Source organism: Paenibacillus sp. JT31N17 (genome assembly GCF_056269255.1).
Map to the genome: position 1 here is coordinate 260,239 of NZ_JBWDNP010000004.1, position 26,625 is coordinate 286,863.

The 26,625-nt window shown below is 52.1% G+C and carries 26 protein-coding genes; 22 read left to right on the forward strand and 4 right to left on the reverse strand.

The features are described 5' to 3' along the window. Positions 1–1,206: 1,206 nt before the first annotated feature. The 4 genes from AC0YOB_RS16725 (at position 1,207) to AC0YOB_RS16740 (ending at position 3,852) form a co-directional block, all read left to right on the forward strand. Entirely contained in the window at positions 1,207–1,641 is a 435-nt protein-coding gene (locus AC0YOB_RS16725; protein ID WP_475793749.1) for a YciI family protein, read from the forward strand. Then, positions 1,638–2,885: an RNA polymerase sigma factor gene (locus tag AC0YOB_RS16730; RefSeq protein ID WP_475793750.1), complete on the forward strand. Its 1,248-nt coding sequence runs from the start codon at positions 1,638–1,640 to the stop codon at positions 2,883–2,885. Before AC0YOB_RS16725 ends, AC0YOB_RS16730 begins: the two co-directional genes overlap by 4 nt. Before the next feature lie 29 nt (positions 2,886–2,914). Next, on the forward strand, positions 2,915–3,349 hold the full coding sequence (locus AC0YOB_RS16735; RefSeq protein WP_475769705.1) for a YciI family protein: 435 nt from the start codon (positions 2,915–2,917) through the stop codon (positions 3,347–3,349). Positions 3,350–3,513: 164 nt separating this feature from the next. Further along, positions 3,514–3,852 (forward strand): DUF1801 domain-containing protein, encoded by a 339-nt coding sequence (locus tag AC0YOB_RS16740; RefSeq protein WP_475793751.1) that lies wholly within the window; start codon positions 3,514–3,516, stop codon positions 3,850–3,852. Positions 3,853–3,959: 107 nt separating this feature from the next. Here AC0YOB_RS16740 and AC0YOB_RS16745 read toward each other — a convergent pair whose 3' ends face one another. After that, a complete protein-coding gene (locus AC0YOB_RS16745; protein ID WP_475793752.1) occupies positions 3,960–4,898 on the reverse strand; it encodes an NADP-dependent oxidoreductase in 939 nt (312 codons plus the stop codon). A gap of 237 nt (positions 4,899–5,135) precedes the next feature. Here AC0YOB_RS16745 and AC0YOB_RS16750 point away from each other — a divergent pair, with 237 nt between their 5' ends. The 6 genes from AC0YOB_RS16750 (at position 5,136) to AC0YOB_RS16775 (ending at position 12,559) form a co-directional block, all read left to right on the forward strand. Further along, positions 5,136–5,948 carry an MmyB family transcriptional regulator gene (locus AC0YOB_RS16750; RefSeq protein ID WP_475793931.1) on the forward strand — a complete coding sequence of 271 codons (813 nt, stop codon included), beginning with the start codon at positions 5,136–5,138 and terminating at the stop codon, positions 5,946–5,948. Between the two features lie 207 nt (positions 5,949–6,155). Then, the gene (locus tag AC0YOB_RS16755) at positions 6,156–8,555 is read left to right on the forward strand and encodes a glycoside hydrolase family 15 protein (protein WP_475793753.1); all 2,400 of its coding nucleotides are present in this window, start codon (positions 6,156–6,158) and stop codon (positions 8,553–8,555) included. A 598-nt stretch (positions 8,556–9,153) separates the two neighbouring features. Next, a complete protein-coding gene (locus AC0YOB_RS16760) occupies positions 9,154–10,050 on the forward strand; it encodes an ABC transporter ATP-binding protein (protein ID WP_475793754.1) in 897 nt (298 codons plus the stop codon). Positions 10,051–10,062: 12 nt separating this feature from the next. Next, entirely contained in the window at positions 10,063–10,818 is a 756-nt protein-coding gene (locus AC0YOB_RS16765) for an ABC transporter permease (RefSeq protein ID WP_475793755.1), read from the forward strand. Between the two features lies 1 nt (position 10,819). Then, complete coding sequence (locus tag AC0YOB_RS16770; RefSeq protein ID WP_475793756.1) at positions 10,820–11,941, forward strand: sensor histidine kinase; 1,122 nt, start codon at positions 10,820–10,822, stop codon at positions 11,939–11,941. 15 nt (positions 11,942–11,956) lie between these two features. Continuing rightward, positions 11,957–12,559, forward strand: a complete 603-nt coding sequence (locus tag AC0YOB_RS16775) for a response regulator transcription factor (protein ID WP_210043336.1) — start codon at positions 11,957–11,959, stop codon at positions 12,557–12,559. On the opposite strand, the gene AC0YOB_RS16780 is transcribed toward AC0YOB_RS16775, so the two are convergent. Together AC0YOB_RS16780 and AC0YOB_RS16785 are read right to left on the reverse strand one after the other, a co-directional pair. Next, positions 12,560–13,771 carry an anti-sigma factor gene (locus AC0YOB_RS16780; protein WP_475793757.1) on the reverse strand — a complete coding sequence of 404 codons (1,212 nt, stop codon included), beginning with the start codon at positions 13,769–13,771 and terminating at the stop codon, positions 12,560–12,562. Beyond that, positions 13,752–14,267 carry an RNA polymerase sigma factor gene (locus AC0YOB_RS16785; RefSeq protein WP_475793758.1) on the reverse strand — a complete coding sequence of 172 codons (516 nt, stop codon included), beginning with the start codon at positions 14,265–14,267 and terminating at the stop codon, positions 13,752–13,754. Before AC0YOB_RS16785 ends, AC0YOB_RS16780 begins: the two co-directional genes overlap by 20 nt. A 252-nt stretch (positions 14,268–14,519) precedes the next feature. Here AC0YOB_RS16785 and AC0YOB_RS16790 point away from each other — a divergent pair, with 252 nt between their 5' ends. The 12 genes from AC0YOB_RS16790 (at position 14,520) to AC0YOB_RS16845 (ending at position 24,946) form a co-directional block, all read left to right on the forward strand. Beyond that, on the forward strand, positions 14,520–14,762 hold the full coding sequence (locus AC0YOB_RS16790; protein ID WP_210043323.1) for a helix-turn-helix domain-containing protein: 243 nt from the start codon (positions 14,520–14,522) through the stop codon (positions 14,760–14,762). Positions 14,763–14,765: 3 nt separating this feature from the next. Beyond that, positions 14,766–15,284 (forward strand): peptide deformylase, encoded by a 519-nt coding sequence (gene def, locus AC0YOB_RS16795; protein ID WP_475793759.1) that lies wholly within the window; start codon positions 14,766–14,768, stop codon positions 15,282–15,284. 1,004 nt (positions 15,285–16,288) lie between these two features. After that, positions 16,289–17,323: an alpha/beta fold hydrolase gene (locus tag AC0YOB_RS16800; RefSeq protein ID WP_475793760.1), complete on the forward strand. Its 1,035-nt coding sequence runs from the start codon at positions 16,289–16,291 to the stop codon at positions 17,321–17,323. A gap of 28 nt (positions 17,324–17,351) precedes the next feature. Next, complete coding sequence (gene tpx, locus AC0YOB_RS16805) at positions 17,352–17,870, forward strand: thiol peroxidase (protein ID WP_475787584.1); 519 nt, start codon at positions 17,352–17,354, stop codon at positions 17,868–17,870. Positions 17,871–17,929: 59 nt separating this feature from the next. Beyond that, the gene (locus AC0YOB_RS16810; protein ID WP_475793761.1) at positions 17,930–18,580 is read left to right on the forward strand and encodes a peroxiredoxin-like family protein; all 651 of its coding nucleotides are present in this window, start codon (positions 17,930–17,932) and stop codon (positions 18,578–18,580) included. A 106-nt stretch (positions 18,581–18,686) separates the two neighbouring features. Continuing rightward, positions 18,687–18,875: a hypothetical protein gene (locus tag AC0YOB_RS16815; protein WP_475793762.1), complete on the forward strand. Its 189-nt coding sequence runs from the start codon at positions 18,687–18,689 to the stop codon at positions 18,873–18,875. A gap of 274 nt (positions 18,876–19,149) precedes the next feature. After that, entirely contained in the window at positions 19,150–20,151 is a 1,002-nt protein-coding gene (locus AC0YOB_RS16820; protein WP_475793763.1) for a phosphotransferase family protein, read from the forward strand. A 60-nt stretch (positions 20,152–20,211) separates the two neighbouring features. Then, on the forward strand, positions 20,212–21,162 hold the full coding sequence (corA, locus tag AC0YOB_RS16825) for a magnesium/cobalt transporter CorA (RefSeq protein ID WP_475787587.1): 951 nt from the start codon (positions 20,212–20,214) through the stop codon (positions 21,160–21,162). Positions 21,163–21,315: 153 nt separating this feature from the next. Then, positions 21,316–21,603 carry an alpha/beta-type small acid-soluble spore protein gene (locus AC0YOB_RS16830; protein ID WP_475793764.1) on the forward strand — a complete coding sequence of 96 codons (288 nt, stop codon included), beginning with the start codon at positions 21,316–21,318 and terminating at the stop codon, positions 21,601–21,603. Positions 21,604–21,801: 198 nt separating this feature from the next. Beyond that, on the forward strand, positions 21,802–22,491 hold the full coding sequence (locus tag AC0YOB_RS16835) for a response regulator transcription factor (protein WP_475793765.1): 690 nt from the start codon (positions 21,802–21,804) through the stop codon (positions 22,489–22,491). Continuing rightward, positions 22,458–24,068, forward strand: coding sequence for a sensor histidine kinase (locus AC0YOB_RS16840; RefSeq protein WP_475793766.1), 1,611 nt, complete (start codon positions 22,458–22,460; stop codon positions 24,066–24,068). The genes AC0YOB_RS16835 and AC0YOB_RS16840 overlap by 34 nt, the downstream gene beginning before the upstream one ends. Before the next feature lie 317 nt (positions 24,069–24,385). Then, positions 24,386–24,946 carry a pyridoxamine 5'-phosphate oxidase family protein gene (locus tag AC0YOB_RS16845; RefSeq protein ID WP_475793767.1) on the forward strand — a complete coding sequence of 187 codons (561 nt, stop codon included), beginning with the start codon at positions 24,386–24,388 and terminating at the stop codon, positions 24,944–24,946. A 66-nt stretch (positions 24,947–25,012) separates the two neighbouring features. On the opposite strand, the gene arfA is transcribed toward AC0YOB_RS16845, so the two are convergent. Further along, a complete protein-coding gene (arfA, locus tag AC0YOB_RS16850) occupies positions 25,013–26,521 on the reverse strand; it encodes an arabinosylfuranosidase ArfA (RefSeq protein ID WP_475793768.1) in 1,509 nt (502 codons plus the stop codon). Positions 26,522–26,625 lie beyond the last annotated feature (104 nt).

Consider the following 26,625-nt stretch of genomic DNA (forward strand, 5'->3'; position numbering starts at 1 on the left):
AACAAAGTATAAAACTCCTCCCAACTTTGCTTATATTTCCAGGTGAAGATACTCCCTCTGGCGCCAAAAGGACGGCGACAGCCGTTTCTTCTTGCATACCCGGCTCAAATCGGGGCAGTTATGATCACCTTAAGTTCTGGCGGCATTGAGGAGCCGCTACAGTAAGATTTTTCCTTGCTGGAGAGTCCAGCCGGCGGCGGATATATGCTGTTAGCAGGAAATTCCCGCTTGGAGATTGTTTCGAGTGGCGGGTTATGAGATATCTGGCTGGTAGTCAGGTTTTACCTTGGTGGAGCCTCCGATCAATGGCAGATTCACACTCCAGGCCGGAATTTCCAGCTTAGAGATCGCTTCGTCGGGCAGTATCGGACGACGGACACTGAGGCTCCCTTAAGTTCATGTACCCGTTTGAGCCTGTCAATCATCAACAACAGCTATCGCCGCAGAATAAGGTACGGCTTTTTCATCATAGAATGAATCACTCAGATTCCCGGGTTCTGTTCCTCCATAAAAATAAATATCATTCAGGCTCCTTTCAGAGGTACTTTTACAAACAAGGATAATAGTTACAAAGGAGGTGGAGTCATACAATCGAACAAACGGCTGTATTTCCGTCTAATATTTTATCCAATAGTAATTGTACTATCTTGTTTCATTGTTATTGGATCTCCTTTTCTCTTCGTGAAGATTATTCAGTTATTTCTTATTGTAGTTGTTTCAGGCACTCTCGGGGCTTTAATAAGAGAACTGTTCTTCCGGAAGGATCAGTCGAAGGCAATGCGGCAGGGACTGACTGAGGAAGAAGAACATACAGATTCCTAAAATAAGGTCTGTCTCATACTGCTGCGTTTTATGCGATTACAAAATATGTAAAAAGACTTCAATGAGTTGATTTTGGTTGTCCTGCGCTTTAAACTTCATAGTAGAGCGACCTCCCGAATGGGTTTTTGAGGCAATGACCTCGTACGCGATCCCATCGTAACGAGGCGCTCGTTTGTTTGCCCAGATGAAAATCATAGCCGAATACCGCAATCTTTAAGCTGCCGCGTACCCGCGACGTATGACCGCTGCTTGTCCCCGAAAAAAATTATCAAACCGCATGTCGATCCGTTCGTCTTTCGTTCGTCGTCTATATAGAGGCAGGTTAAACCGCCCGAATCGGGTGGTGCAGCAGGCTTTAGCAAAATAAGAGGAGGCATACCACGTATGCGATTTATGATGATCGTCAAAGCCACAAAGGATTCAGAAGCCGGCGTAATGCCGAGCGAAGAGCTGTTCGAAGCGATGATGCGGTATAACGAGGAACTGGTAAAGGCCGGCGTGCTGCTTGCTGCCGATGGTCTGCATCCGAGCTCAAGCGCAATCCGGATCTCTTATCCGGAGCCGGGCGGCAAGCCAAAGGTGCTGGACGGTCCGTTCACCGAGGCGAAGGAGATGATCGCCGGTTACACGCTGATTGAGGTCAAATCGAGGGAAGAAGCCATTGAATGGGCGATGCGTATGCCGGATCCTCACGGCTTCGGCGAGGGACAGATCGAGCTTCGCCAAGTATTTGAGGGCCCGGAGCTGACGGAAAACGCGGAGCTGCTGGCAGATCATGATGCGCTGCGTGAGGAAATGGAGAGGCGCACCAGGCCGTGACGCACTCCGCTTCCCACCGGACAATAGATGCTGTATGGCGTATTGAATCGCCGAAGCTTATCGCGGGGTTGACCCGAATGGTGCGCGACGTGGGACTCGCCGAGGATCTCGCGCAGGATGCGCTCGTCATCGCCCTCGAACGGTGGCCGGATTCCGGAATTCCGGACAACCCCGGCGCCTGGCTGATGGCTGCTTCCAAGCGGCGGGCGATCGACTTTTTGCGGAGGAGCAAGCTGCGCGACCGGAAATATGAGGAGGTCGGACGCAACGCCGATTTATACACAGAAGATGATCTGGAAGCTGCAATGGACGGGGAGATCGGCGACGATCTCCTGCGTCTCATTTTTATGACCTGCCATCCGGTTCTGTCCCGCGAGGCTCGGATTGCTCTGACGCTTCGCCTTCTGGGCGGGCTTACAACCGATGAAATTGCACGCGCCTTCTTTGCTGCTGAACCGACCATCGCGCAGCGGATCGTCCGCGCGAAGCGGACGCTCCGGGAAGCCGGGGCTGTTTTCGAAGTTCCATCCGGCAGTGAGCTCAAGGAACGTCTTGCGACGGTGCTGGAGGTCATCTATCTTCTGTTCAACGAAGGCTATGCGGCAACGTCGGGAAGCAGCTGGATTCGCCCGCTGCTCTGCCAGGAAGCGCTGAGATTGGGGCGCGTCCTTGCGGAATTTGCGCCAGCGGAGCCGGAGGTTCACGGTCTGGTTGCCCTCATGGAAATTCAATCGTCGCGGTTCAAAAGCCGGGTGAGCCCCACAGGCGAGCCGGTTCTGCTTATGGACCAGAACCGGGCGCAGTGGGATCAACTGCTGATCCGCCGCGGCTTGGCTGCACTCAAGCGTGCCCAGACGCTCGACCGCCCGCTCGGCCCATATGCGCTGCAGGCAGCGATATCCGCATGCCATGCCAGAGCGCGTACTGCCGGGGAGACGGATTGGGCGCGAATTGCCGCGCTCTATGAAGCGCTGTCGCGGGTGATGCCGTCGCCGGTGGTCGAGCTGAACCGTGCGGTGGCCATTGCGATGGCGTTCGGGCCGTCATTCGGCCTTCAGCTTGTCGATGAGCTGACTTCCGAGCCGGCATTAAAGGAATACCATTTGCTGCCGAGCGTTCGGGGCGATCTCCTGGTCAAGCTGGGGCGCCGGGAGGAAGCGAGGGACGAGTTTGAGCGCGCGGCATCGCTGACGAGAAATGAACGCGAGCGCGAGCTGCTGCTGAGGCGTGCCGCTGAATGCTAATCGGGAGGATAATGGGAGGAGGAATACTTATGAGATTTATCCTGATGACGAGAGCAACCAGACACTCGGAGGCGGGTGTCCGGCCAAGCCGCGAAAGCATCGATGCAATGAACGCCTATCACGAGGAGCTGGAGAAAGCCGGCGTGCTGCTCGCTGCCGAACGGCTGTATCCGAGCTCGAGCGGACTGCGAATGTCGTTTTCCAGGCCCGGCGGCCAACCGTCCGTAACCTCGGGGCCTTTGGCAGAGGTGAACGAGCTGGTGGCGGGATTTACGCTCATCGAAGTGAAATCCGAAGAGGAAGCGATTGAATGGGCTTTGCGCGTCCCGGATCCTCACGGCTATGGTGAGGGTGTAATCGAGCTGCGTCAGCTCTTTGACCGTCGGACACCGGCACAGGATCCGAGAATGCGGGTCCTGGAGGACGAGCTGCACAGCCAGATCGACATGCTGAAAAAAAGTTAAACATTATTTTTCCGGTTTTGTCGATTTAACGGTTTTCCATTCGTTCTGTAGATAGGAGACGGATTTTAGCAGGTAAACGACTCTTTAACTACATTAGTGAAAACGGCTGATTACCTGCCGGTAAGAAATATTCACCCATTACATCTTGCAGAGGAGAGTCTTAAATGAACCAGGAAGTAACGGATTTTATAGAAGCGGTGAAGGAGCCGTGGCAGGGGCAGCTATGCGCCAGCCTGCGCGAGGTTGTGCACGGGGCGATTCCGGATGTTCATGAGCGGATTCAGTATAAGAAGCCCCATTTCTTGAAAAATGGCAAATATGCGGCTGTCATCTCGACGTCGAAGGACGCGGTAAGCTTCACGATCTTCAACACCGTGGAGCTTGCGGTTCCTGCCGGCTTCGACGGGCCGCCGGAGAGGAAAACGATCAAGCTGCGGCAGGGGCAAACGATCGATGCCGAAATGCTGTCCTCCCTGGTCAGCCAGGCGTCGTCGACATTATAAATATTTTGATGAACCGGTATTTGATATGGAGTCAAGATGAGCGTCAAATAGCTCCCGCCTGGCGGAGGGAGCATATGCTGCTGTTGCAGCATGAACAGTTCAGGCGGTTACAGATTCCGTGCAATCAGGAGCTGACCTTTCTTACGGCCGGCTGCGCTCGCGCGATGCGCCTCCGCAATTCCCTCGGCGCTGAATGGAAAAATTCGCTCAATATGCACCTTCAGCTTTTGTTCCTGGACATTGCGCATAAGGGATGACCAATCGCTGCTGTTCGGCTCTGGGCGCACAAACTGGGCTTCGATGCCGCGAATGCGCGGATTCTTGCTGATTGACGGGGATACGAGGGATAGAAGCTTTCCTCCGTCCTTCAGTACCGTGTAGCTTTTCCGCTCCGTTTCTCCGCCGTCCCTCACCATATCGAGCACGATATCTACCGGGCTGACAGCTTCCGCAAAATCGGTTGTGACGTAATCGATCACCTCATCAGCCCCCAACTGCCGCACAAATTCTTGATTGTCGCCACGCGCCGTGGCAATCACGTAAGCCCCGTGCTGTTTGGCCAGTTGAACGGCAATATGACCCACTGCCCCAGCACCTGCGTGAATCAGAATGCGCTGTCCCGGCTGCAGCTCGCCGTACTGAAACAACGACTGCCATGCGGTCAAGCCGACAGCCGGCAACGCGGCGGTTTCCTCGAACGAAAGCGTGGACGGGATGATTGCGAGTCCCCTCTCATCCACTGCCGCATAATCCGCATAGCCTCCACCGGCTGCAGTCAGCCCTATGACATGGTCGCCCTGCTTCACATGCTTAACCTTCTCTCCGACTTCTCTCACCACGCCGGCGATTTCAATACCAAGAACATGCGGAAACCGGAGGGGAATGATATTCCGGAACGCTCCTGAGAGGATAAGATGGTCCCCGGAATTGACCGTCGTTACGTACATTTCCACAAGCGCCTCCGTTTCTTTCAACTCCGGCTTGGCTGTTTCCTGTTCCTGCAGAACCTCGGGAGTCCCGTAATCGACCATAACGACCGCTTTCATATTGCTTCCTCCTATTCTGATCTAACAATAGAGAATACGTCTTTATCCGATAGTCATCCATGCTCCGGTGAGCTTAAATTGACCTCGGTTTTATGGAGAAGTATACTTTAGTAAAACATTTAGCCCAAGTGTAAAACTACACCTGAGCCCGAATGAGGGGGGAAAGTCGTGCATGGAAACCGGAGCCCGCAGCATAAATGGCTGAAAGCCGCATTAGGAGAAATCGAAACGCTTCGTATGAAGCGCCAACGTCAATATGCCGATCAATCCCATCCTTCGTTAAAACGATTCACGCAGCAGGAGCTGAACGACGAGGCCTGCCTGACGTATAAAAACCTGCTGGTCGGACGTTCGCACAGATTGCCGGACCGTCAAACGATGCTTCGTATTGCCGAATATCTTGAATGCACCTCCGATGAGCGCAATGACCTGCTCGCAGCTGCCGGATATCTTCCGATCCTGCCCGAAATGGCGGGACGATCCCTGGAGCTTGCTCTGGAGCAGGCGCATCAATTGATGGCAAATTTATCTCTTCCAGCCATGATCGTAACCCCGACGTTGGATATCAAGGAGTTTAATGAACCATTCCGTGATTTATTTGATATCCCCCGCGATTTATTTTATGAGAACCGCATGAATCTAATCGATTTTCATTTCAATTCCGATCTTCCCATACGGGCTCGCTCCACTTACGATGCAGCATCGTTTGAACAGTGGGAATCGCATGCCATCAATGGGATACAAGCTTTCAAGAGGAACCATCTGCTTTCCCGGCACGATGACTGGTATCAAAGATTGATTCGAAAATTCCATCAATACGGCGATACCGATAAGTATTGGAATATGGAGCCGAAGACACCGGAACATCAAGAAAACCACTCCAGAATCATATTAGCCAGAACGGAATGTGCAGGCGGGTTAGTTCCGATCCGTTACAGGCAAGTCTTTCTTTCCGCCGGCAGCAGCATGTATCCGGGAATCGGAGTTTTCCTGCCGGTTGACGAACCGGCGCGCCAAGCGTTTGCCCGCTTAGGTTGTCCTGCCGTGTGATGCTTCGATTCGAAGAGGGCTGAAGCTGCTTTTTATCTTAAATTGTTCTCCAAGCGCGTCCGATCAGGACGCTTTTTTTGTCGATGCTAAAATGAGCGGTCCTCACGCAGCATGGACGGGCAGTTTACGGCTGCCCTGCAGGGGTAAAATATAATCATTAGTGGCATGAGCGAGGACAACAATAAGAATGCAGGGGGATTGTTGCAGATGAATGAAGCCTTCGGCAGACCCGGGGAGCGTCCGACCTGGACGACAGGGGCCAAATCCGGTGTGGGTACCGCGGCAAGTCCCGAATCGCTGGTATGGTTCACTTTTTCGCAAGGGATAATGAATGAGGTTTATTATCCGCAGGTCGATAGGGCAAATATAAAAGATGCGCAGTTCGTGGTGGCGGGAGATGGATTTTTCTCTGAGGAGAAGTCGGGTACCAGGCATAAAATGGAGCGGTTGGATCTGTGGGCGCCCGCTTTCCGGATTACGAACACCTGCCTCTCGGGACGGTATGAGATTACCAAGGATGTGATCACGGACCCTTCCCGAAATACGCTGATTCAGCAGGTCCGCTTCATTCCCCTGGAGGGAAAGCCTGCGGATTATTCGCTGTTCGCGCTGACCTCCCCGCATATCGGAAATCAGGGTTACCACAATGACGCGCGGATCGGCGAATATCGGGGTAATCCTCTGCTGCTCGCTTCCTGCGGCTCCATCACGCTTGCCGTTATGTGCTCCTCCGGTTTCAGCAAACGCTCGGTCGGATATGCCGGTACCTCCGGCGGCTGGCAGGATATCGCCGCAAACTATAGAATGACGAATGAGTTTGATTCGGCCCCGGACGGCAATGTTGTGCTCACAGGACAGATCGATATGCCGGAGGATGGGGTGTTTACGCTTGTTTTCGGCTTCGGGAAGACGGAGGAGGAAGCGGCAGGCCAGGCCTGCGCAACAATAGAGGCAGGCTACGGGCACTGCTATGAGGCCTATGTGGATCAGTGGAAAAACCGAACGGAGCCCATTCGTAATTTATCCGCCTGCACGGGGGATGACGGGGCTTTATTCCGTTCGAGCGTCCAAGTGCTGCTGAGTCATCAGGACAAGCTCCATCCCGGCGGGACGATCGCTTCGCTTTCCTTTCCATGGGGAGAGACAAGCACGGCGGACGGGCAAACAGGCGGTTACCATCTGGTATGGCCGCGGGATTTGGTACAGACGGCAACGGGACATCTGGCCATAGACGATGTGGAGAGCGCCCGGGCGATCCTGCTCTATCTGGCCGGGATTCAGCAGGAATGCGGGGGCTGGCATCAGAACAACTGGATTGACGGTCGCCCTTTCTGGGACGGCATTCAGCTGGATGAGACGGCTTTTCCGGTTATTCTCGCCTGGCGGCTGAGTGAACGAAATGCGCTGGAGGGCTTCGACCCTTGGCCGATGGTGTTCAAAGCAGCGGCTTTTCTGATCCGGCAGGGGCCGGTGACCGGGCAGGAGCGGTGGGAAGAGGACGGCGGGTATTCCCCTTCGACGCTTGCGGCCATGATCACGGCGCTGGTCTGCGCTGCCGATCTGGCTGACGCCAGAGGCGAACGGGAGCATTCCGTCTATCTGACAGAGGTTGCAGATTGGTGGGCGAGCAATCTGGATGCGTGGACCTATACGACGAACAGCCTGCTCGATCCGGAGCTGCCTGCCCATTACGAGCGGCTGAACACGGTTGTGGTCGGCAATCCGGATCACGATAGTCCCCATCAAGGCAAAATCCCGATCCGCAATCTGGCGCCCGATGTACAGAGCGAGTTCCCGGTGGACGATGTGGTGGATGCGGGATTCCTGCAGCTGGTCGATTACGGCATACGCCCGCCCCATGATCCGCATATCCTGAACTCTGTGCAGGTGGTGGATAAGGTAATTAAAGTGGAGCTGCCCGCCGAGCCGAGCTGGTACCGGTATAATCATGACGGCTACGGCGAGCATGAGAACGGTGATCCCTTCCAGGGTTACGGGGTCGGACAGGCGTGGCCCCTGCTTACGGGAGAACGGGCGCATTATGAACTGGCAGCGGGAAACAAAGCGGAGGCGGAGCGTCTGGCGCGCGCCCTTGAGGATTTCGCCGACGGTAATAAGCTGCTGCCCGAACAGCTGTGGACCCTTCCGGACATTCCGGACAAGGGACTGCACAGGGGTAAGCCGACTGGCTCCGCGATGCCGCTGGTATGGGCTCATGCGGAATATCTCAACCTGCTGCGGAGTCTGCAGGATGATCAATTATTCGACCGCGTGCCGATCGTTGCCGAGCGTTATAAGGACGGGCCGCCTGCGCTGCGCAACGTCTGGCGCTTCAATCATAAGGTCAGCTCGACGAATGTGGGCGAGCCTCTGCGGATCGAGGTTCTGGCTCAGGCGCGCATTCACTGGAGCATGGATAATTGGCATACCGTACATGATGATGAGATGCAGGGCAGCGGGTTCGGGACTTATTGGTTTGATATCCCCTTATCCGCCAGCGGCAAGCTGACGGGCGTGGAGTTCACTTTCTACTGGACGGACTCCCGGACCTGGGAGAACGCGGATTTTACGATATGGATCAGGCATCCTTTGGCGGAGAATCGTTAAGACGATTCTCCGCCCTGCCCTTCATCGTCAGGATGAAGCCCCTGAAAATTAGTCGACCCCCGCTGATTAATCAGCGGGGGTCATTTGTATTAGTCGCTTAGCCTGCGCCGTCAAACCGATCGATCGATTCAGCGGAGCGCATATGCGATGTATATAATAGCGTAACATTTAGTGGTCTTCGATTCACTTGCACGAAAACAACGAAAGCCCTTACCTCTCAGTCGTCCTTGCGGTTCCAATGACCGCGCCAGTTTGAATCCGTGTTCCTTAAAGCAGCCGTGATAAAAGGAATGTGTTAACTGGATGGGAGGATAACCATCTTAACTAAAACTAAATCGGGGAAAACCATGAGGTTACACTACATATAGACATATAATATATCACATTCTATTAATAATGTCAAGTTCCATTCAAAGAAATTCGCTTCCTCCTGATCGCACTGCTTCCCTCCCTGATGAGTCCGACCCGTATGACATTTGTCATGCGCAAGACATTACATTCGTGAATACCTGCCGGCATCACGTCTTGGTAAGATGAAATCAACAAAGAGGCCGCAGCACAAGGCCTACTGCAAACAAGGAATAAGGGGTGGGAATCCATGACAGCAGCCATACAGCTGGATCAGGTGACGAAGATCTATAAAGGGAAGAAAGCAGTCGACGGGTTATCCTTGACGATTGAGAAAGGCAGCGTAGTGGCGCTTCTTGGCCCCAACGGCGCAGGCAAGACAACAACGGTCTCCATGATACTCGGCCTCCATCAGCCGACCAGCGGCAGTGTCAAGCTGCTTGGGGGAGATCCCCGGGACCAGCGGATCCGCGACCAGATCGGCGCGATGCTGCAGGATGTCAGCGTCATCGATAATCTGAAAGTGTATGAAACGATAGAGCTGTTCCGTCATTATTACGAGAAGCCGCTGCCGCTTGAGCAGCTGCTGCGGATTTCCGGCCTGGAGGAGGAGAAGAACAAGATGGCAACGGCGCTCTCCGGCGGACAGCAGCGCCGGCTCGGCTTCGCGCTGGCTGTAGCAGGCGATCCTGAGGTGCTGTTTCTCGACGAACCGACAGTCGGGATGGATGTCTCCTCGCGCCAGCTCTTCTGGGATACGATTCGCGCCATGGCGGGAAGAGGCCGGACTATTGTGCTGACGACCCATTATCTCGAGGAAGCGGACAGTGTAGCCGACCGGATTGTGGTCATCAATAACGGGAAGCTGATCGCCGATGGCACGCCAAGCGAGATCAAGGCGGAAACAACTGGCCGTGTGATAACGTTCACTGCCGGAGCCTCCGTCACCCCGGATTCGCTGGCGGCAATGCCGGGAATCACGGATATCCAGTGGAGCGGACGGAAGGTCAGACTGTTCAGCGGCAATACGGACCGATTGATCACCGCCCTTGTAGAGAAACGGATCGATATGCGAGATATTGAAATTGCCAGCGGCGGACTTGAGGATGCTTTTCAGGCGCTTGTTCAGCAAACCACCCAACGATAGGAGAGATTGATAATGAAAAACACAAGTATGCGGGCAACGTGGGCGCAGTGCAAAGCGGAGCTCCTGCGCACAGCACGGAATAAACGGTTTGTTTTCTTCTCGGTCATCATGCCGGTAGCTTTCTTCTTTATCTTCACCAGTGCGATGGGAAGCGATACAACGGTCGGGGGTGTGAATTTCAGCTCGTACTATCTCATGTCCATGACGGTATACGGGGTTATCGGGGCAAGCCTCATGTCTTTTTCCCAGAGGATCTCCAAGGAGCGCTCTCAAGGATGGATCAGGCTGCTGCATATTACGCCTCTGCCCTCATGGTCCTATATCTTCTCCAAGGTGGCGGCGCAGGCGTTCATTAATCTGATTATTATTGCCATGATGTTCATCATCGGCGGGATTGCCAAGGGCATCGATTTATCCCCGGCCGTCTGGATCGAAAGCGGCTTGTGGATATGGATCGGCGGCTTTTCCTTCATGGCGCTTGGCACGCTGCTGGGCACGATCAAGAATGCGGATGTCGTGCAGGTGATCAGCATGATTGTGTATATGGGGCTATCGGTGCTGGGCGGTCTGTGGATGCCGACCTCCACGATGTCGGCAGAGCTGCAGAATCTGGCCCAATTCACGCCGACCTTCCGGCTTGGCCAGGGAGCCTGGAATCTGGTGGCCGGAGGTTCCCTCGACTGGAGCGGCGTGCTGATATTGGCAGCGTATGTGCTGGTATTTATGGTATTATCCTCTTATATCATTAAAAAGCGGGAAGCGGTGTAATATGAAGCGATCGGCCGTGCGGCCCCGTAAAGGGCCGCCCCTTTACTTTTCATTTGTTTTTTTGTTTTACCTGGCGTTTCCGCTCACCGAGCTGTTTAGCCGTCCCGTTGGGGAGCTTGTGATCGGACTCCTTGTCCTTGCCGTATTTACAGCCCTGTATCTCTACAGTTCAAGAGTGAACCGGGGAAGGCTTATTTCTGTTTTTTTGCAGCTTATCATTATAGGGCTGTTCTGCTACCGGTATAATGCGGGCTTCATTTACATGGCCTTCTATCCGTCCCCCATCATCGGATTGATATCGTCTAGGAAGCAGATGTACGTTGGAATGGGCGCAATGGTTGCGCTGTTCATTGCTGTGGGATTGTACTATCAGCTGTACCTGAGCGCTAATGACATGATCCAGATTGTACCTGCGATGCTGGTCATGCTCTTCCTGCCTTTTGCGCTGCGGATGGGCCAAAAATCATTTGAGCTGCGGGAAAAGCTCAATCTGGCGAATGAGGAGATTGCGCGGTTGTCCAAGAACGAGGAGCGGCAGCGGATCTCCCGCGATCTGCATGATACGCTGGGTCATACCCTGTCGCTTATCACGCTCAAGAGCGAGCTTGCGGAGAGGCTGATCGTGAAGAATCCGGAGCGCGCCGCTCAGGAGGTCAAAGATATTCACGCCACCTCGCGGGCGGCGCTGAAGCAGGTGCGGGAGCTGGTATCGGGGATGAATGCCGTAACGGTCCGGGACGAGCTGGTAAACGCGAAACAAATATTGGCTGCGGCAGATATTGTGCTTGAGGTTCGCGGCGAGCTCGCGGAAAGCATGGCATCACCGCTTGCCGACAATATTCTGGGCATGTGCCTGCGCGAAGCGGTCACGAACATCGTCAAGCACAGCAAGGCGAGAACATGCACAGTGGAGTGGATGGGGGAGCCGGATCTGCTTCATCTTAAAGTTTCCGATGACGGCCGCGGCATCGACCCCGCTGCGGGGGTTACTGACGGGAACGGGCTGAACGGCATGAAGGAGCGGCTTAAGCTGGTCGAGGGCGACTTGAGCTTCGCGCCATTCAAAGGCAGCGGCACGTCTGTAACCTTCACAGTGCCGCGGGTTACCAAATCGATGGAATAAAGGGGGTTAATAACCATGAAAGTCATTGTGGCGGAGGATCAGGCCATGCTGCGCGGGGCACTCAGCGCGCTGCTTGATCTGGAGGACGATATTGAGGTGATCGGCCAGGCGGAAAATGGCGAGCAGGCGCTCTCCATGATCGAGTCGCTTGTACCGGATCTGTGCATCCTGGACATTGAGATGCCGAAGCTGACGGGGCTCGACGTGGCCGAACGCCTGAAGGCGCAAAAGCATTCCTGCCGGGTGGTCATTCTGACGACTTTCTCGCGGGCCGGATATTTTCAGCGCGCGATGCGTGCCGGTGTACAGGGCTTTCTGCTCAAGGATTCGCCGATCGATGAGCTGGGCGCAGCGCTCCGCAGCGTCCATCAAGGCGGCCGGGCAGTCAGCCCCGAGCTTGCTATGACATTCTGGGAAGCGGAGAACCCGCTCAGCGAACGCGAGCGCGAGGTGCTGAAGCTTGCCGCGGAAGGGTTATCGGCGGTCGATATGGCGGGCAAGCTTTTTCTGACAGCCGGAACGGTACGGAACTATTTGTCGGAGGCGATCCAGAAGCTGGAGGCCAAAAACCGGATCGATGCGATCGGAATTGCCCGGAAGAATGGCTGGCTGGATTAATCAATGGCTGTATTCCACGCCGCTCGCCTGCTGCTGGTCCCAGTTCCACCAGTCCGTAGACCCCACCAGGGGAGTGTCCAGCTCGGATTCCTGTTTGAGCTTGAGCAGTTCCTTGGTCGGGCCGGTCAACACGGCGCCGTACAGCTTGACGCCATTTTTCATCAAATAGCCGTAGCGGTCCTCCAAGTTCGCTGCTTTGAATTGCGGGTTCTGCGCATTATTGCGCAGCAGCGCCTCTGTCAGCCTTCCGTGGTCAAGCAGATAACGGATCTCTCTCAAATAGGTCTGCGCGCGGCGTTCGCCTTCCGCGTTGTCTTCTATGGTATAGCTGCCCGGATTATCCTCATCTCCGTACGGCAGCGCATCCGGAGCATAACCGAACACAAGGCCCGAGCCCAGGAACGGATTGCTTGCGGACAGCTTGCTTTCCACCCCTGTATCGACGGCGAACCAGATGGTGTCGAGGTCGTATTTTTTGATGATCGCGAAATATTCGTCATGTGTCAGCAAATGCCGGAACGAGACGGCAAGCTGGGAGACGGTTCCCTCCGGCAGCTTCTCCAGCGTCAGCCATCCATTCCCGCTCGAAGGTTGAGGATCCGGGTCGGTGCCTTCTGTCGGGTACCGGAAAAAGAAGGGAAGGGCATGCTGGCCGCCTGACCAGTCATAGCTGCTCGATACCTTGGCAAAAAACCAATTTTCCCGGTAATACCCGACGGTATTCTCGCCTCTGCCCACCTGCTCCCGGAGCTCATAATCGCTTGTAAACGTGAGCAGCGCGCTTCCGGTTGCTGAATTGCCGACCTTGATGCCAGGCTTCGTGAATGAAATGACATCGCTGGTGACCCGGATCATGGCATGGACATCCGGACCAAACCAGCGGGTGGCGAAGAAAACATTGGAATACCCATACAAAACGGATACAAGGAAAATGGCGGCCAGCGTTGTAAAGGTGATCGAAACCACCGAGAACCGGCTCTGCCACTTGCTGCGGCGGATGATGTTGGATTGCATGTCAATGGGCATGCCGCCATGTTCCGGCTTTTCCGATTCGCCGGGAGGCGGTCCCAGCAGCAGCAGCTCCAGTTGGCCGGCAAAGGTCTCGTTTTGTTCCAGCTCACTACGCAGAAGATTGACTTCCTCCCCGGTAAGCTCCCCCCGCAAATAGGCCGCGATCCTGCTGTTCAATTGTTCATCGGATGGCTGGGTCATCGTTATCCTTCCTCCATAACTGACGTAATTTTTGTCTGCCGCGGTAGATCGATATCTTGACATCGGCCAGCGGGATACCCAGAACCTGGGCGATTTCATCATAGGTGAGCTGATGATAGTAAAGCAGCAGCAGCGACTGATGCTGTTTGTGCGGAAGCTCCCGGGCAAGAGTCTCGAATTGCTCATGCAATTCCTGCTCAAGCATTCTGCTCTCGGGATCGCTGTCTGGCGGACCAGTGGCTTCAGGCTGCATAACCAGGGGAAGCTCGCGGCGTCGGGCTTTTTTGCGGTGCCAATCGATGAAAGCGTGATACGCTACCTTGAACAGCCATGGGCGGACCTTGCCTCCGGTATAGGAATCCAGAAATCGGAAAGCGCGAAAATAAGTTTCCTGGGTGAGATCCTCGGCGGTCTGCCTGTTTCCCGATAGTTTATATAGATAAAGGTAAATGTCATTCATATGCTGGCGGTATAAATCATCCAAGCCCGCTGTCACAAGCGCTTTCCTCCTTACACCACTGCTTGATGCTTCACTTAGTACCACGTTAGCAAGATCATAAAAGTTACACAAGCGACAAACGGCTGTTGACATCCTTTGGCGGCGCTGCAGGTTTCTTCCCTCAGAAACAGAATAGACAAAAAGGGCTGACCGCCGCCGTTGCCTTTTCGATTGCTGTTGGTATAATATTAGGTATTGCCTTAATAAATTAAGTGTTGCCTAATTAATCGGCTGAAGAGGAGTGGAGATATGCTCGAATGGATGTTGAGACAAGTGATGGCTGAGCGGGGTATTTGGTCCGGGGCGGCACTGGGTCGTCTTTTGCATGAAAAAACAGGCTACCGTCTGTCCGCGCCTTCCATCAGCGCTTTGCTGACGGCAGCTCCGAAACAAATGAAGGCTGACACGCTTGATGCGTTGTGTACAGCGCTGGAATGCAAGCCGAATGACCTATGGGTGCACACCCCCAATCATCAAATGAGAGGAGCTTAAAGCATGAGCATCAAAGCAATCCTGCCGTTCGGCGATCCGATCCTGCGCAAGAAGTCCAAACCCGTCGAGGAGATCACGCCCAGGATTATCAAGCTGCTCGAGGATATGGCAGAGACGCTGCACGACTCCGATGGACGGGCAGGCCTGGCTGCTCCGCAGGTGGGAATTCTGCGCCGGGTCGTGGTGATGGACTGTGGTGAGGGGTTGATTGAGCTGATCAATCCGGAAATCATCAGTGCAAGCGGCGAACAGACCGGGCCTGAGGCCTGCCTCTCCTACCCTGGATATGCGGGGATTGTTAAACGGGCACAAACTGTAGCGGTGCGGACATTGAACAGGGCCGGAGAGCAAGTGGTGATCCAGGGAGAGGGATTCCTCGCCAGATGCATCCAGCATGAGGTGGATCATCTGGACGGTATTTTATTTATCGATCATGTAAAGGAGGATACGCTGTTCCACGAGGTTGTGGATCAGCGCATCAGCGTGATGGAGGTCAAGCGGATCGCCAACCGGCAAGTATGATTTTACTAAAGCAGCTTCATCAGGGTTCGGTGAAACCGACAGGCTGCGCATGCGGAATCATCTTTGGCATCCAGCTGTTTTATAAAACACTCAACTTTCGCACTAGTAAAACCGTGTTAAACCCGCGCCGTTACTGGATGTAATGGCATAATAATTGTGGTCTTTACATAGGAAATGACACCTGATTTTGGTATAATGGAAGTTACTCCTACAACCATTCCAAAACGAAGGGTGCCACTCTACTATGATCCGCAAAGCGCACTGAATTTCAATTACCTAAAGAAATAAAAGGTGCATTTTTTGAACATTCTGAAACATCTGGCTACCGCTGGAATTACTAAGAATATGGGCTTTACAGGCTCCTACGTTTTCCAATGGAATGGATAAGGGGGATCCTACTGTTCCACCCAAGTTTAGTTGTGAAGCGTGTGGCGGGGAAATGTACCCAGAGTACTATAAGGGTTTGAAAGGAATAGAGTACAAAATTACAGATATGCGCTAAAACAAAAAAAGACCGCCAAAGGCGGTTTTTCTTATTTAGTAAAAATGATTCCACTCCTGTTTGATAAAAGGCACCCCATTGAGGTTTATACATCACCCATTCATTATTGTTCAAATGCTGAAACTCTCCTGATAGCAATAATTCCGAGTCTAACACAATATCAGCTGACGGCAAAAGATCACTAACAATTTGTGCGCCAGTCGAATTTGGGGAAACAATACGTGCACCATCCTCAATAACTTCCTTCCTGCATAGGTCTACGTTGCTTCCATCCGTTTTATATACTTCATTATTTTTCCCTCCCAATTTTATTCCTATGTGACAAAGTCACGGTTACAAGTATTTGATTTTGCTATTATCTTACTTAGGAGCTGATTAAACAAGTAAGGAGAAGGATTAAGCTGAATAATGTTGGCGGAACGGATCGTTGACAAGCTGTAATATTCATTGGAATTGAAATAACCGTATTAAAAAAAATCAGACTAACCAGGAGGTTTTAATCATGAATTTGAAAAACAAAATTGTCATTGCATCTTTAGTTGCCTCGTTTGCACTACTTAGCTTAAATATTAGCAATTCGGTTAATACCGCTCAAGCAGCGGAAAAAGGTACTTCTCTCGTTGCGGCACGCGATACCCTAGTTAATCAATATCAAATTGCTTCCAGCCGTATCACATTCAATCTGGCTAACGGCTATGTACAAGTGGATGGTTTGGATGTATTCAAGCCAAAATCAATCATCAACGGCACTTCCTATGACACCGTGGATACACTTAAAGCAGTCGGAGAAAAAGGCGCTAAACAGCATGGACTGACTTTTGTGCTCATTCACGGCGCTTGGGCTGACAGCAGCTACTTTAATGGAGTGGCTGAGGAGCTCCGAAAGATGGGATACACTGTCTATACACCGGAGTACGCAGGGCATGGCGCAGGTGCAGACACAAATGTGACTCACGAACAAATTACAACCTCCGTCGTTGATTTTATAAAAGAAAAAGACCTGCATGATATTATCCTTCTCGGACATAGCTTTGGCGGGACTGTCGTTGAGAAAGTCGCTGAACAAATTCCTGATCGCATCAAACGCTTGGTATTCTTTGATGCTTTTGTGCCACAAGACGGTGAAAGTGTGGTTGATCAGTTCCCTGTTCCCATTCAAGAACTTTTCAAGCAGCTTAGAAGCACGACAACAGACGATACAATTGCTCTTCCATTTACGATCTTTCGTGATACATTAGCCAACACGGCATCCCTTGATGTAGCCCAAGCTATTTATAGTCAAGCAGCGCCAGAGCCGGCAGGTCCATTATTTGAGAAATTAGATCTTAAAAAGTTCTATAGTCTTGAGATTCCCAAAAGCTTCCTTTACCTCGATGAAGATACAGCTCTGCCTCAAGGTGCTTTAGGATGGCATCCAACTCAATCAAGCCGTCTAGGGATATATCGTTTCATCGAAGGCACGGGAGATCATATCAGTACAGTTATTACGCAACCGAAAATGATTGCTGAAAAATTTGTTGAGGCAGGTAGAGATTAATATGAATTTATTCGAGGAGGAATTATCAATGGCTCAAGAACGCGTAGGAGTGGCAACAGCGAAAGGTTACCCAATTACTCTGGTAGGCCCAGAATTAAAAATCGGAGATAAAGCACCGGATTTCAAGATTAATCAAGATTTACTAAAGGAAGCAAGCCTTTCCGATTATGAAGGTAAAATCAAATTGATTTCGGTTGTCCCTTCCCTAGATACCCCTGTTTGTGAATCGCAAACACGACTTTTCAATGAAGAGGCATCCAAGCTTGGTAATGAAGTGATCTTTTTAACCATTTCAGTAGACCTTCCTTTTGCTCAAAGCAGATTTTGTTCCACTGCCGGGATCGATAAAATGATTACACTCACCGACTATAAACACCGCTCATTCGGTGAAGCGTACGGCGTACTCATAAAAGAATTACAATTGGACATGAGGGCTATCTTCATTCTAGACTCGAACAACACAATTCAGTATGTAGAATATCTCAAGGAAATGACGGATCATCCGAATTATGAAGCCGCTCTGAACGCTCTTCGCGAACTAATCTAAGCCATTATTCGATATCCTTAATCACCTCAAGATAATAATTTAAAATAGGAGGCATTACGATGAACAATTTACAATTAGCAGAACAATTAGTGCATGAAAAAAATCACTTTATGGCAAGTACACCTGCAGAGGCGCATATGGTATTAGACCGGTCACTACGCGAATTGCAGGACTCTGGAAAATATAATGGAATTTCAATTGGTGAGAAGGCTAAGGATTTTTCTGCAACAGATGCTTTAGGCAATAAGGTTAATTTATATGATGAATTGTCCAAAGGACCCGTAGTTTTGGTTTTTTATAGAGGGTCATGGTGCCCATTTTGTAATATACAATTAAAAGCATACCAGCAAATTCTCCCTCAAATTCATGCTTTGGGTGCGCAATTAATTGCGATCAGTCCTCAATCACCCGATAATTCGTTATCCGTAGTAGAGAAGCAAGATTTAACTTATAAGGTTCTTAGTGATAGTAATGGTCTTGCCGCAGCTAAATATAATATTCTTTATGAGGTTCCCAGCTTTTTGCAAAGCTTGTTAGAAAATTTCGGTTTGAACCTGGCGGAATATAACAGTACAAATCGTTGGATATTGCCAGTTCCAGCTACATTTATGATTGATGAGCGTGCTATAGTTCGCTCTGCGTATGTAAATCCTAATTTCATGCAGCGTATGGAACCAGCGGATATTTTGTACGAATTGCAAAAACTGTAGACCATTTTTGGGGTTTACTCTTTGGAGCTGGTTCGACGGTATTTTGCAACAGTTTTACATATGATAATATACCGATGCCCGTTCATTTGGTGGGATGTTTCATGCAATGTGTGATGAGGTGAAAGAACTGGACTGGGCAATTGCGCTCATTACCCTTGTTGAACTTGTAGAACAAATCGCTTTAAAGACAGGAAAACGCATCACAACTTGGATTCATACGCAACTACTACAATGGATCAGTAGTTTACCTAGCTACATCAAGGCTTACTTGCCAGTTTCTTTGTACGAAAGTTGAGTAAAATTCAATAGGAAAGCCTTGGGACTCATTTGTCCCAAGGCTTTTTTGAATCCGTCAGAAACAGAAACGGCTTTCCGTTTCTTCCTGATCGTATGGATGATTTTATACAGAACTCATTCAACATCATAACATACGGTTTCGAAACAGTCTATATTTTTATCGGTATTTTGTTTACGATAGTCCGGAAGCATGCTGGCTTGAGCAGATTTTCCCGAGATACTGCAACTCTTCCCGGGCTCGAGGACAGACTCAAGAGAGGGAGTGGAGCATCATGTCGCAAAACAGCGGCGGACACATTAGCCAGGCGGATTTGGAGGAGCATATCAGGGAGATTGGAGGAAACCGGTATCGACTGAACGACATTAGCCGGATCAGTGAGGGCGGCGCGCAGAAAGCGGTCTACAAGCTGAATTGTACGGAAGGATTGCGCTTGATTCTGTTTGTTTGGGACCTGTCGGCGAATTATTTTGAACGGGATTTACGTGAGGGAGGGGTAACGGATGCGTCTTACGGGGCACTCCAATTCGAGACCAATACACGCCTGCTGAGCCAAATTGGCGTTCGTGTACCCGCGATTCGTTATATCAACAGGGAGAGGAACCGCTACCCTTTTGATTATGCCATTGTCGAATATGTTTCCGGCATGAATCTGGAGGCCTGTGAAAAGGCAACGGCGGATGTGAGGGATGGAATTTATGGAGAGCTGGCGGAGATGCTCCAAGCCATGCATGGCAGCTGCGGCAAGGCGTGGGGGAAGGCGCAGCCCGGCGGAGAAGCGGATCATCAAGCTCCGGCAAATCCCTGCCATAAACAGATATATGACCATGCACTTAGGGAGCTTGCTTTCACGGTGCCGCGTATACAACAAAGCGAATGGAATGAGCATCAGATTTTGAAGCATCTTGAACATCTGATGACCGGCATTCAGCCGCGTGAGCAGTATGGCTTTATCCATGGTGAGCTAGGCCCTGACCATGTGCTGGTGAATGAACGGAATGAGCCGTATCTCATCGATATTGAGGGTGCCGAATATTTTGATATCGAGCATGAGCACAGCTTCATGCAGTTCCGCTTCGGCGCGCAGTATGAACGGTACCTGCATCGGAGCGGACTCGATCCAAACCGGATGCGTTTCTACAAATTCCATCATCACCTCTCCTGTACGGCCGGTGGCTTGAAGCTGCTGGAACGGGGATTTCCCAACATCAAACTGGCCGGATTGATTTACGAGAGCAATCGGAAGAGCGTGCTGGAGATGATGAAGTCCGGGTAAAATTGCTCCCTGAAATCTCCAATGCTACAATGAAAAGAAAAGTCGGATGGAGCACGGATTATGATTCGTACGTTAGTCATCACGAAGGACAAACAGCTGATTGAGCATACGCCGCTTCTTGAGATCGACCGTGAGCAGGCAAAGTGGATCTGGGTTGATTTTTGCAAGCCTACGGAGGAGGAAGTGGAGCTGCTCGACAGCTATTTTCATTTTCACCCTCTGGCGATTGAAGACTGCCTCATGCACCTGCAGCGTCCGAAGCTGGATCATTACGATAATGTCCATTTCTTCGTTCTGCACGCGATGGAGGAGCAGGGCCGGAGGCCGGTGGAAGTGGATATGTTCGTCGGTCCCGGCTTTGTGGTCACCTTCCATTGGAAGCCGCTGCAGGAGATGGAAGAAGCCTGGTCCAAGTTCCTGCGCAAGCCCCAGTTCGAAGAGCAAGGCCCCTTGTACACGGCATATCTGGTGATGGATGAGCTGGTCGATCATTATTTTCCGGCCGTGGAGGCGATTGAGGATCAGCTGCTGGAGTTTGAGGGGGAAGAGCTTGATTTTAAGGTGCAGGGGAAGCTCAGCGACGTTTTTGAAATCCGCAACAAGCTGCTGAAGCTGCGCAAAACGATCGTGCCGATGCGGGATTTGTTATACCGGATTGTCAATACGCAGCGTATTGACGGGATGAGCCATTATTTGCTGTTTTTTACCGATGTTCACGATCATCTGCTGAAGCTGTCGGAGATGGTGGATTCCAACCGCGACATGACCTCCGATATGCGGGATCATTATATGTCGCTCAGCTCCAACCGGATGAACACGATCATGAAGACGTTGACCGTCATTACCACCATCTTCATGCCGCTCACCTTTATCGCCGGCGTCTATGGGATGAATTTTCAAAATATGCCCGAGCTGGACTGGCATGGCGGTTATTTTGGAGTCCTCTCTGTCATGGTTCTTCTCGGCGGCGGCATGTTCGCCTGGTTTAAAATCAAAGGATGGTTTGACTGACTTGGCAGTAGATAAATGATTTCAAAAGCATCCGTTTAACCGCCGCCACAAGCGGGGATTAAACAGATGCTTTTTAGGATGCGCATGATTCCGTTCCGCACCGGGCAACCTATGCCTAGATAAAACCGGATGTGCAAAAGGAGTGAGTTATAAATGGCCAGAAGAGGCAGAAGAACGCATGTTGTACCTGGCGTAAGCCAGCAGATGAGCGCCTTTAAGGCGGAAGTGATGCGGCGCGAGGGCTATGCAGTGGACCCGAACAGGCCCGACGATGTGAAATACGAGGTTGCCAAATCGCTTGGCGTGCCTATGGAGCATGGCTATAATGGCGGTTTGACCACGGAGTCTGTCGGGCATGTGGGCGGACGGATCGGCGGATCGATGGTCCGGGAATTGGTGCGGATGGCGCAGGAGCAGCTGGTGAAGGAACCGAAGCAATAACTGCCGGTGAAACGGAGCTTCGTCAGAAAAGCGGGACATCTTCTTGATGCGAGTAATATTCGGTGCGGAAAAAACCGAATTTATTCCATAGAGACGGATGTCCTTTTTTCTGTCCTGCCGCTTCATGCGGCATTCATTTTAATTTCATATTCACCGTTTATAATAAGCCTATTCCAGTAACAGGGGGCTGCTGCGGTTATGCCGGCACATATTCTCGTCATCGAGGACGATCAATATATTCAAGAGCTGATAGCGGAGTATCTGCGCTCCCGGCAGTATGAGGTGGAGGTCGCAAGCGACGGACGGGAAGGCTGGGACAAGATTCAGCAGCAGCCCTACGATTTGGTTATTCTTGATATAATGATGCCGCATCTCGATGGATTTACCGTATGCAGGATGATCCGGGAGCAATCCGACATGCCCGTGATCGTGTTGACGGCGCTTGGCGAAGAGAAGGATCAGCTGCGCGCTTTCGAAATGCATGCGGATGATTATGTCGTGAAGCCATTCTCCTTCCAGGTGCTGATGAAGCGGGTGGAGGCGGTGCTGCGCCGGACCAAAAGCAAAGTGAAGCCGGGCGGGCTGTTGTTTGGCGGCCGGCTGCGGCTGGATCCGGATGCCTATAAAGTGTATGTTGACGGTCAATTGATCGATACGACAACCAAAGAGTTTGATATCTTGAGCGTGCTGCTCAGCAACGCCGGCCGGATTATGACCCGCGATATGCTGCTTGATAAAATATGGGGTTATGACTACTTCGGCGATTCCAGAATTGTCGACGCCCATATCAAAAATATCCGCAAGAAGCTGGGTGTTATCTCGGTGATTCGAACAGTCAAAGGAGTCGGATACGCATGGGAGAACGAACCGGCGGAAGAGGAAGGATGAGGCGCAGGGGCGTCACGTTTAAAATATTCACCATCACAGCGGCGCTGCTGGTCGTGTCGGCGCTGCTGATTTATTTGACGCTGTATTTCATGCTGCCCGGCTACTACAAGTCCATCAAGCAAGCCCGGCTGGATAGCGGTGTGAATGAGCTTGTTGCGGCTGTCGACGGACAGGATTACGCAGATGCCATTCCGCAGATTATAAAGTTCGGAGAGGAACATAACGCGATGCTGCGTGTGCGGGATGTGAACGGTCAAATGCTGCTGCCCGCTGATTTGATGTGGTTCATTCAAGGCAGCGGAGGCAGCATTGATTTGCCGGGCTTCCGCAAGCTGAGGCAGAATCCGGACCGATTCGTTCCGGCAAGGCCAGCGGTTGCTGTAGGTGCGAATATGCTGACGGTTAGCCGGACCATTCATTTCGCCGAAAGCGCGGAGTCCTTTACGCTGTCGGTAAACGCTCCGCTCCAGCCGATTGATGAAGCTTCCGAGGTTATCCTGCGGTTCCTTCCCTACATGCTGATCGCCATCCTGCTCATTGCTGTCGGCGGAGCGGCCCTTTATTCGCGCCTGATCGCCCGTCCGCTGCTTGGTTTGAACAATGTGGCGCGCAGGCTGGCGAAGCTGGATTTCTCCGCGGCGGCGAATCCCCTGAAGTCGGGCGATGAGATTGGAGAGCTGTCCCAGAGCTTGAGCAAGCTGGCCTCCAACCTGCGTTCGACCATGGCGGAGCTGCAGGAGGCGAATGCGCAGCTGAAGGATGATATCGAACAAGAGCGTGAACAGGAGAAGAAACGGCGTGAATTCGTGGCGACGATATCGCATGAGCTGAAGACGCCGATTACGGCGGTGAGCGGCCAGCTTGAGGCGATGATCGGCAATGTCGGCGCTTACCGGGACCGTGACACCTACCTAAGACAGTCCTATAAAATCATGCGCGACATGGATAAGCTGGTGCACGAGATACTGGACCTGTCCAAGCTGGAGAGCCGGGATTTTCTGCCCTTGATGCGGCAGGTCGATCTGGCTGAGCTTGTCCGCGAGTCGGTCGAAAACATCAGTTATCTGGCTGAGGTTAAGGATATGACGATTGAATGCGAGCTGCCGCAGGAAGCCGTCATTGCCGCCGATGAGCGGCTTATGGCCAAGGCCGTATCCAATATCATCGGCAATGCCGTACAATATTCCGGCGATGGCGAGCATGTTTACGTGCGTATTACGGAGATGAAGGAGCCGCAGGCCGGAGAAGCGTTCATTCCTCTGAGTTCTGCTGGCAGAGGCGTGAACTCAGGGCTGGGAGCAGGCACGGAGCAGGACGGGACGGATGCGAAGGCCGGCCGGATGAAACGCCAGTATAAGCTGGAGGTCGTGAACACCGGAGCGAAGCTGGATGAAGCGAAGCTGCCCAGGCTGTTCGAGCCCTTTTATCGCGTCGAGGAATCGCGGAACCGGGCTACGGGGGGCAGCGGTCTTGGGCTGTATATCGTCAGCAAGGTGTTTGATGCCCATGGCGCCTCTTACGGAATCGAGAATACCCCCCGGGGCGTAAAATTCAGCGTCGTGCTGCAGGTGGCTTAGGACATACCTGTGATGACAGCCATCATGCACCGTCATACCTCGCGGGGAAGCCCCGCGAGGTGCCAAAAGTGAGAAGACATGCCCGGCCGTTTGGCGGTTACTTTGAATGTTATAGAATTCATAAACATTTTCCAACGATAGATTTCTATACATGCGGAAGAAGGATATGTGCAGCGCTGTCAGTGTACCGCATCAGCCGTTTTTCTTGCCGCGGTTTATAGTTTATACCTATAAAGTATTTAAGATTAATATATTTCATTATGAGAGCCATTTCAGTCATAATAGGGATATGACTATTCCTGACGAGGTGAAGCGAAATGGGAAAATTGTTTGATGCGATGCTGCCGGAGCATGAGGCCTTTATCCGAAAACAGCATATGTTCTTCGTAGGCTCAGCTCCGCTGCAGGGGGACGGACATGTCAATATTTCACCAAAGGGCTACGATGTGCTGCGTATTTTCTCCCCGACCGAGGTGGCTTATCTCGACCTTACCGGAAGCGGCAATGAAACGAGCGCGCATCTGCTGGAGAACGGCAGGATTACGCTTATGTTCATAGCGGTGGAAGGTCCGCCGATGATTCTCAGGCTGTACGGAACAGGCCGCGTCATTCTTTCCGGCTCGAAGGAATGGCAGGAGAAGATCGGTCATTTTCAACTGCTTCCGGGTGCCCGCCAGATCGTATCGATATCCGTTGAGTCGGTGAAAACCTCATGCGGCTACAGTGTTCCCTTCTTCACCTATGAAGGGGAACGGAGCACCCTGAAGCTGTGGGCGGAAAAGCAGGATGATGAGAAGCTTGCAGCTTATCGCAAGGAGAAAAACACCTTCAGCATGGATGGGTTGATTACGCCGATGGGGCGAGAGGCCCGGTCATAACCATTCCTATATGATTGGAAAAGGGTACCTGCTCCAAATGAGCGGGTACCCTTCGTTTTGCATGGATCAGGCCAGCTTGAGGCGAATGACATTCCACGAGGCTTTGCCAAGCGACGCTTCTATCGAGCTGCCGGCAACAACCGCGCTGCCTTTGTTATGCGGAGTGACGTGATCCGGCCTCTCCAATGTATTGGCGGCCTTCAGGTCCTCGTGCTCCAGCACGATATGCTCGATCAGGCTGAAATTACCGAAGCTGCGCAGATCGGCGGCGAGCGGCAGTGACTCGGTCAGATTGCGGTTGACCGCAAAGATCGTGACCTCGCCCTGCTCTTCATTATGGACCGCAACGGCTTCCAGATAAGGCACATCGGTATAGTCCTTGGCATCGTATTTCGGTGACTGGATCAGCGGCATAAGAGCCGTCCCCCGTCCGAAGATGCTGGCATGCATGTAGGGATAGTAGATCGTTTGCTTCCACGCCGCACCGCCATTTGCTGTCATAATGGGGGCAATGACATTGACCAGCTGGGCGATACAGGCCATTTTGACCCGGTCAGCTCGCTTGAGCATACTGATCAGCATGCAGCCGACGAGCAGCGCATCCTCATGGTTGTAGATGTCTTCGAGCTGCGGAGGAGCGAAGGTCCATGGCTCGAGTTTCTTATCGGCTTCATTGGAATGATACCAGACGTTCCACTCGTCGAAGGAAAGATTGATTTTCTTCTTGCCGCGTTTCTTTGCCTGGATGTAATCCGCTGTGGAGATAACGGTATTGATGAACGAATCCATCCCCATCGACTGGGCCAGGAAGTTGGCCGAATCCTTGTCGCGGTTGCCATAATATTGATGCAGCGAAATATAATCGACATTGGCGTAACAAAGGTCAAGAACCGTAGCTTCCCATTCGGGGAAGGTAGCCATGCCAAGATTGGAGCTGCCGCAGGCGACAAGCTCAAGCGAGGGGTCGACCCATTTCATCACTTTGGCTGTCTCGTTGGCGATTCTTCCGTACTCGGCTGCTGTCTTGGCGCCGATCTGCCATGGGCCGTCCATTTCATTGCCGAGGCACCAGGTCTTGATGTTATGGGGCTGCTTATAGCCATGCTGAATGCGCAGATCGCTCAAATAGGTCCCGGAGGGGTGATTCGAATATTCCACCAGTTGTCTGGCCTCATCAGGTCCGCGCGTGCCGAGATTGACGGCCATCATCGCTTCCGTGTCCGCCTTGCGGCACCAGTCGATAAATTCGTTCAGGCCGAACAGATTGGGTTCAACCGTCCGCCAGGCCAGCTCCAGCCGCCGCGGTCTGGATTCGACCGGACCGACCCCGTCCTCCCAATTGTAGCCGGAGACGAAGTTGCCGCCCGGGTAACGGACGATCGGCACATCAATGCCTCTGACCAGCTCCATAACGTCGCTGCGAAAGCCCTGTTCGTCTGCCGATTCATGACCGGGTTCGTAGATGCCGCCATAGACGGCTCTTCCCAAATGCTCGATAAACGATCCATAGATCCGTTTGTCCACTTCACCGATCTTGAAATCCTTGTCCACTACCATTTTGGCTTTGTTTGACATGGTCATCACCTCATGTTAAATTAACAAATATATAAATCAATTAACCTGAATAGTTGCCTGCATCATTATTAAACACGAACAATAAACCCATTACAAGCTTTAAT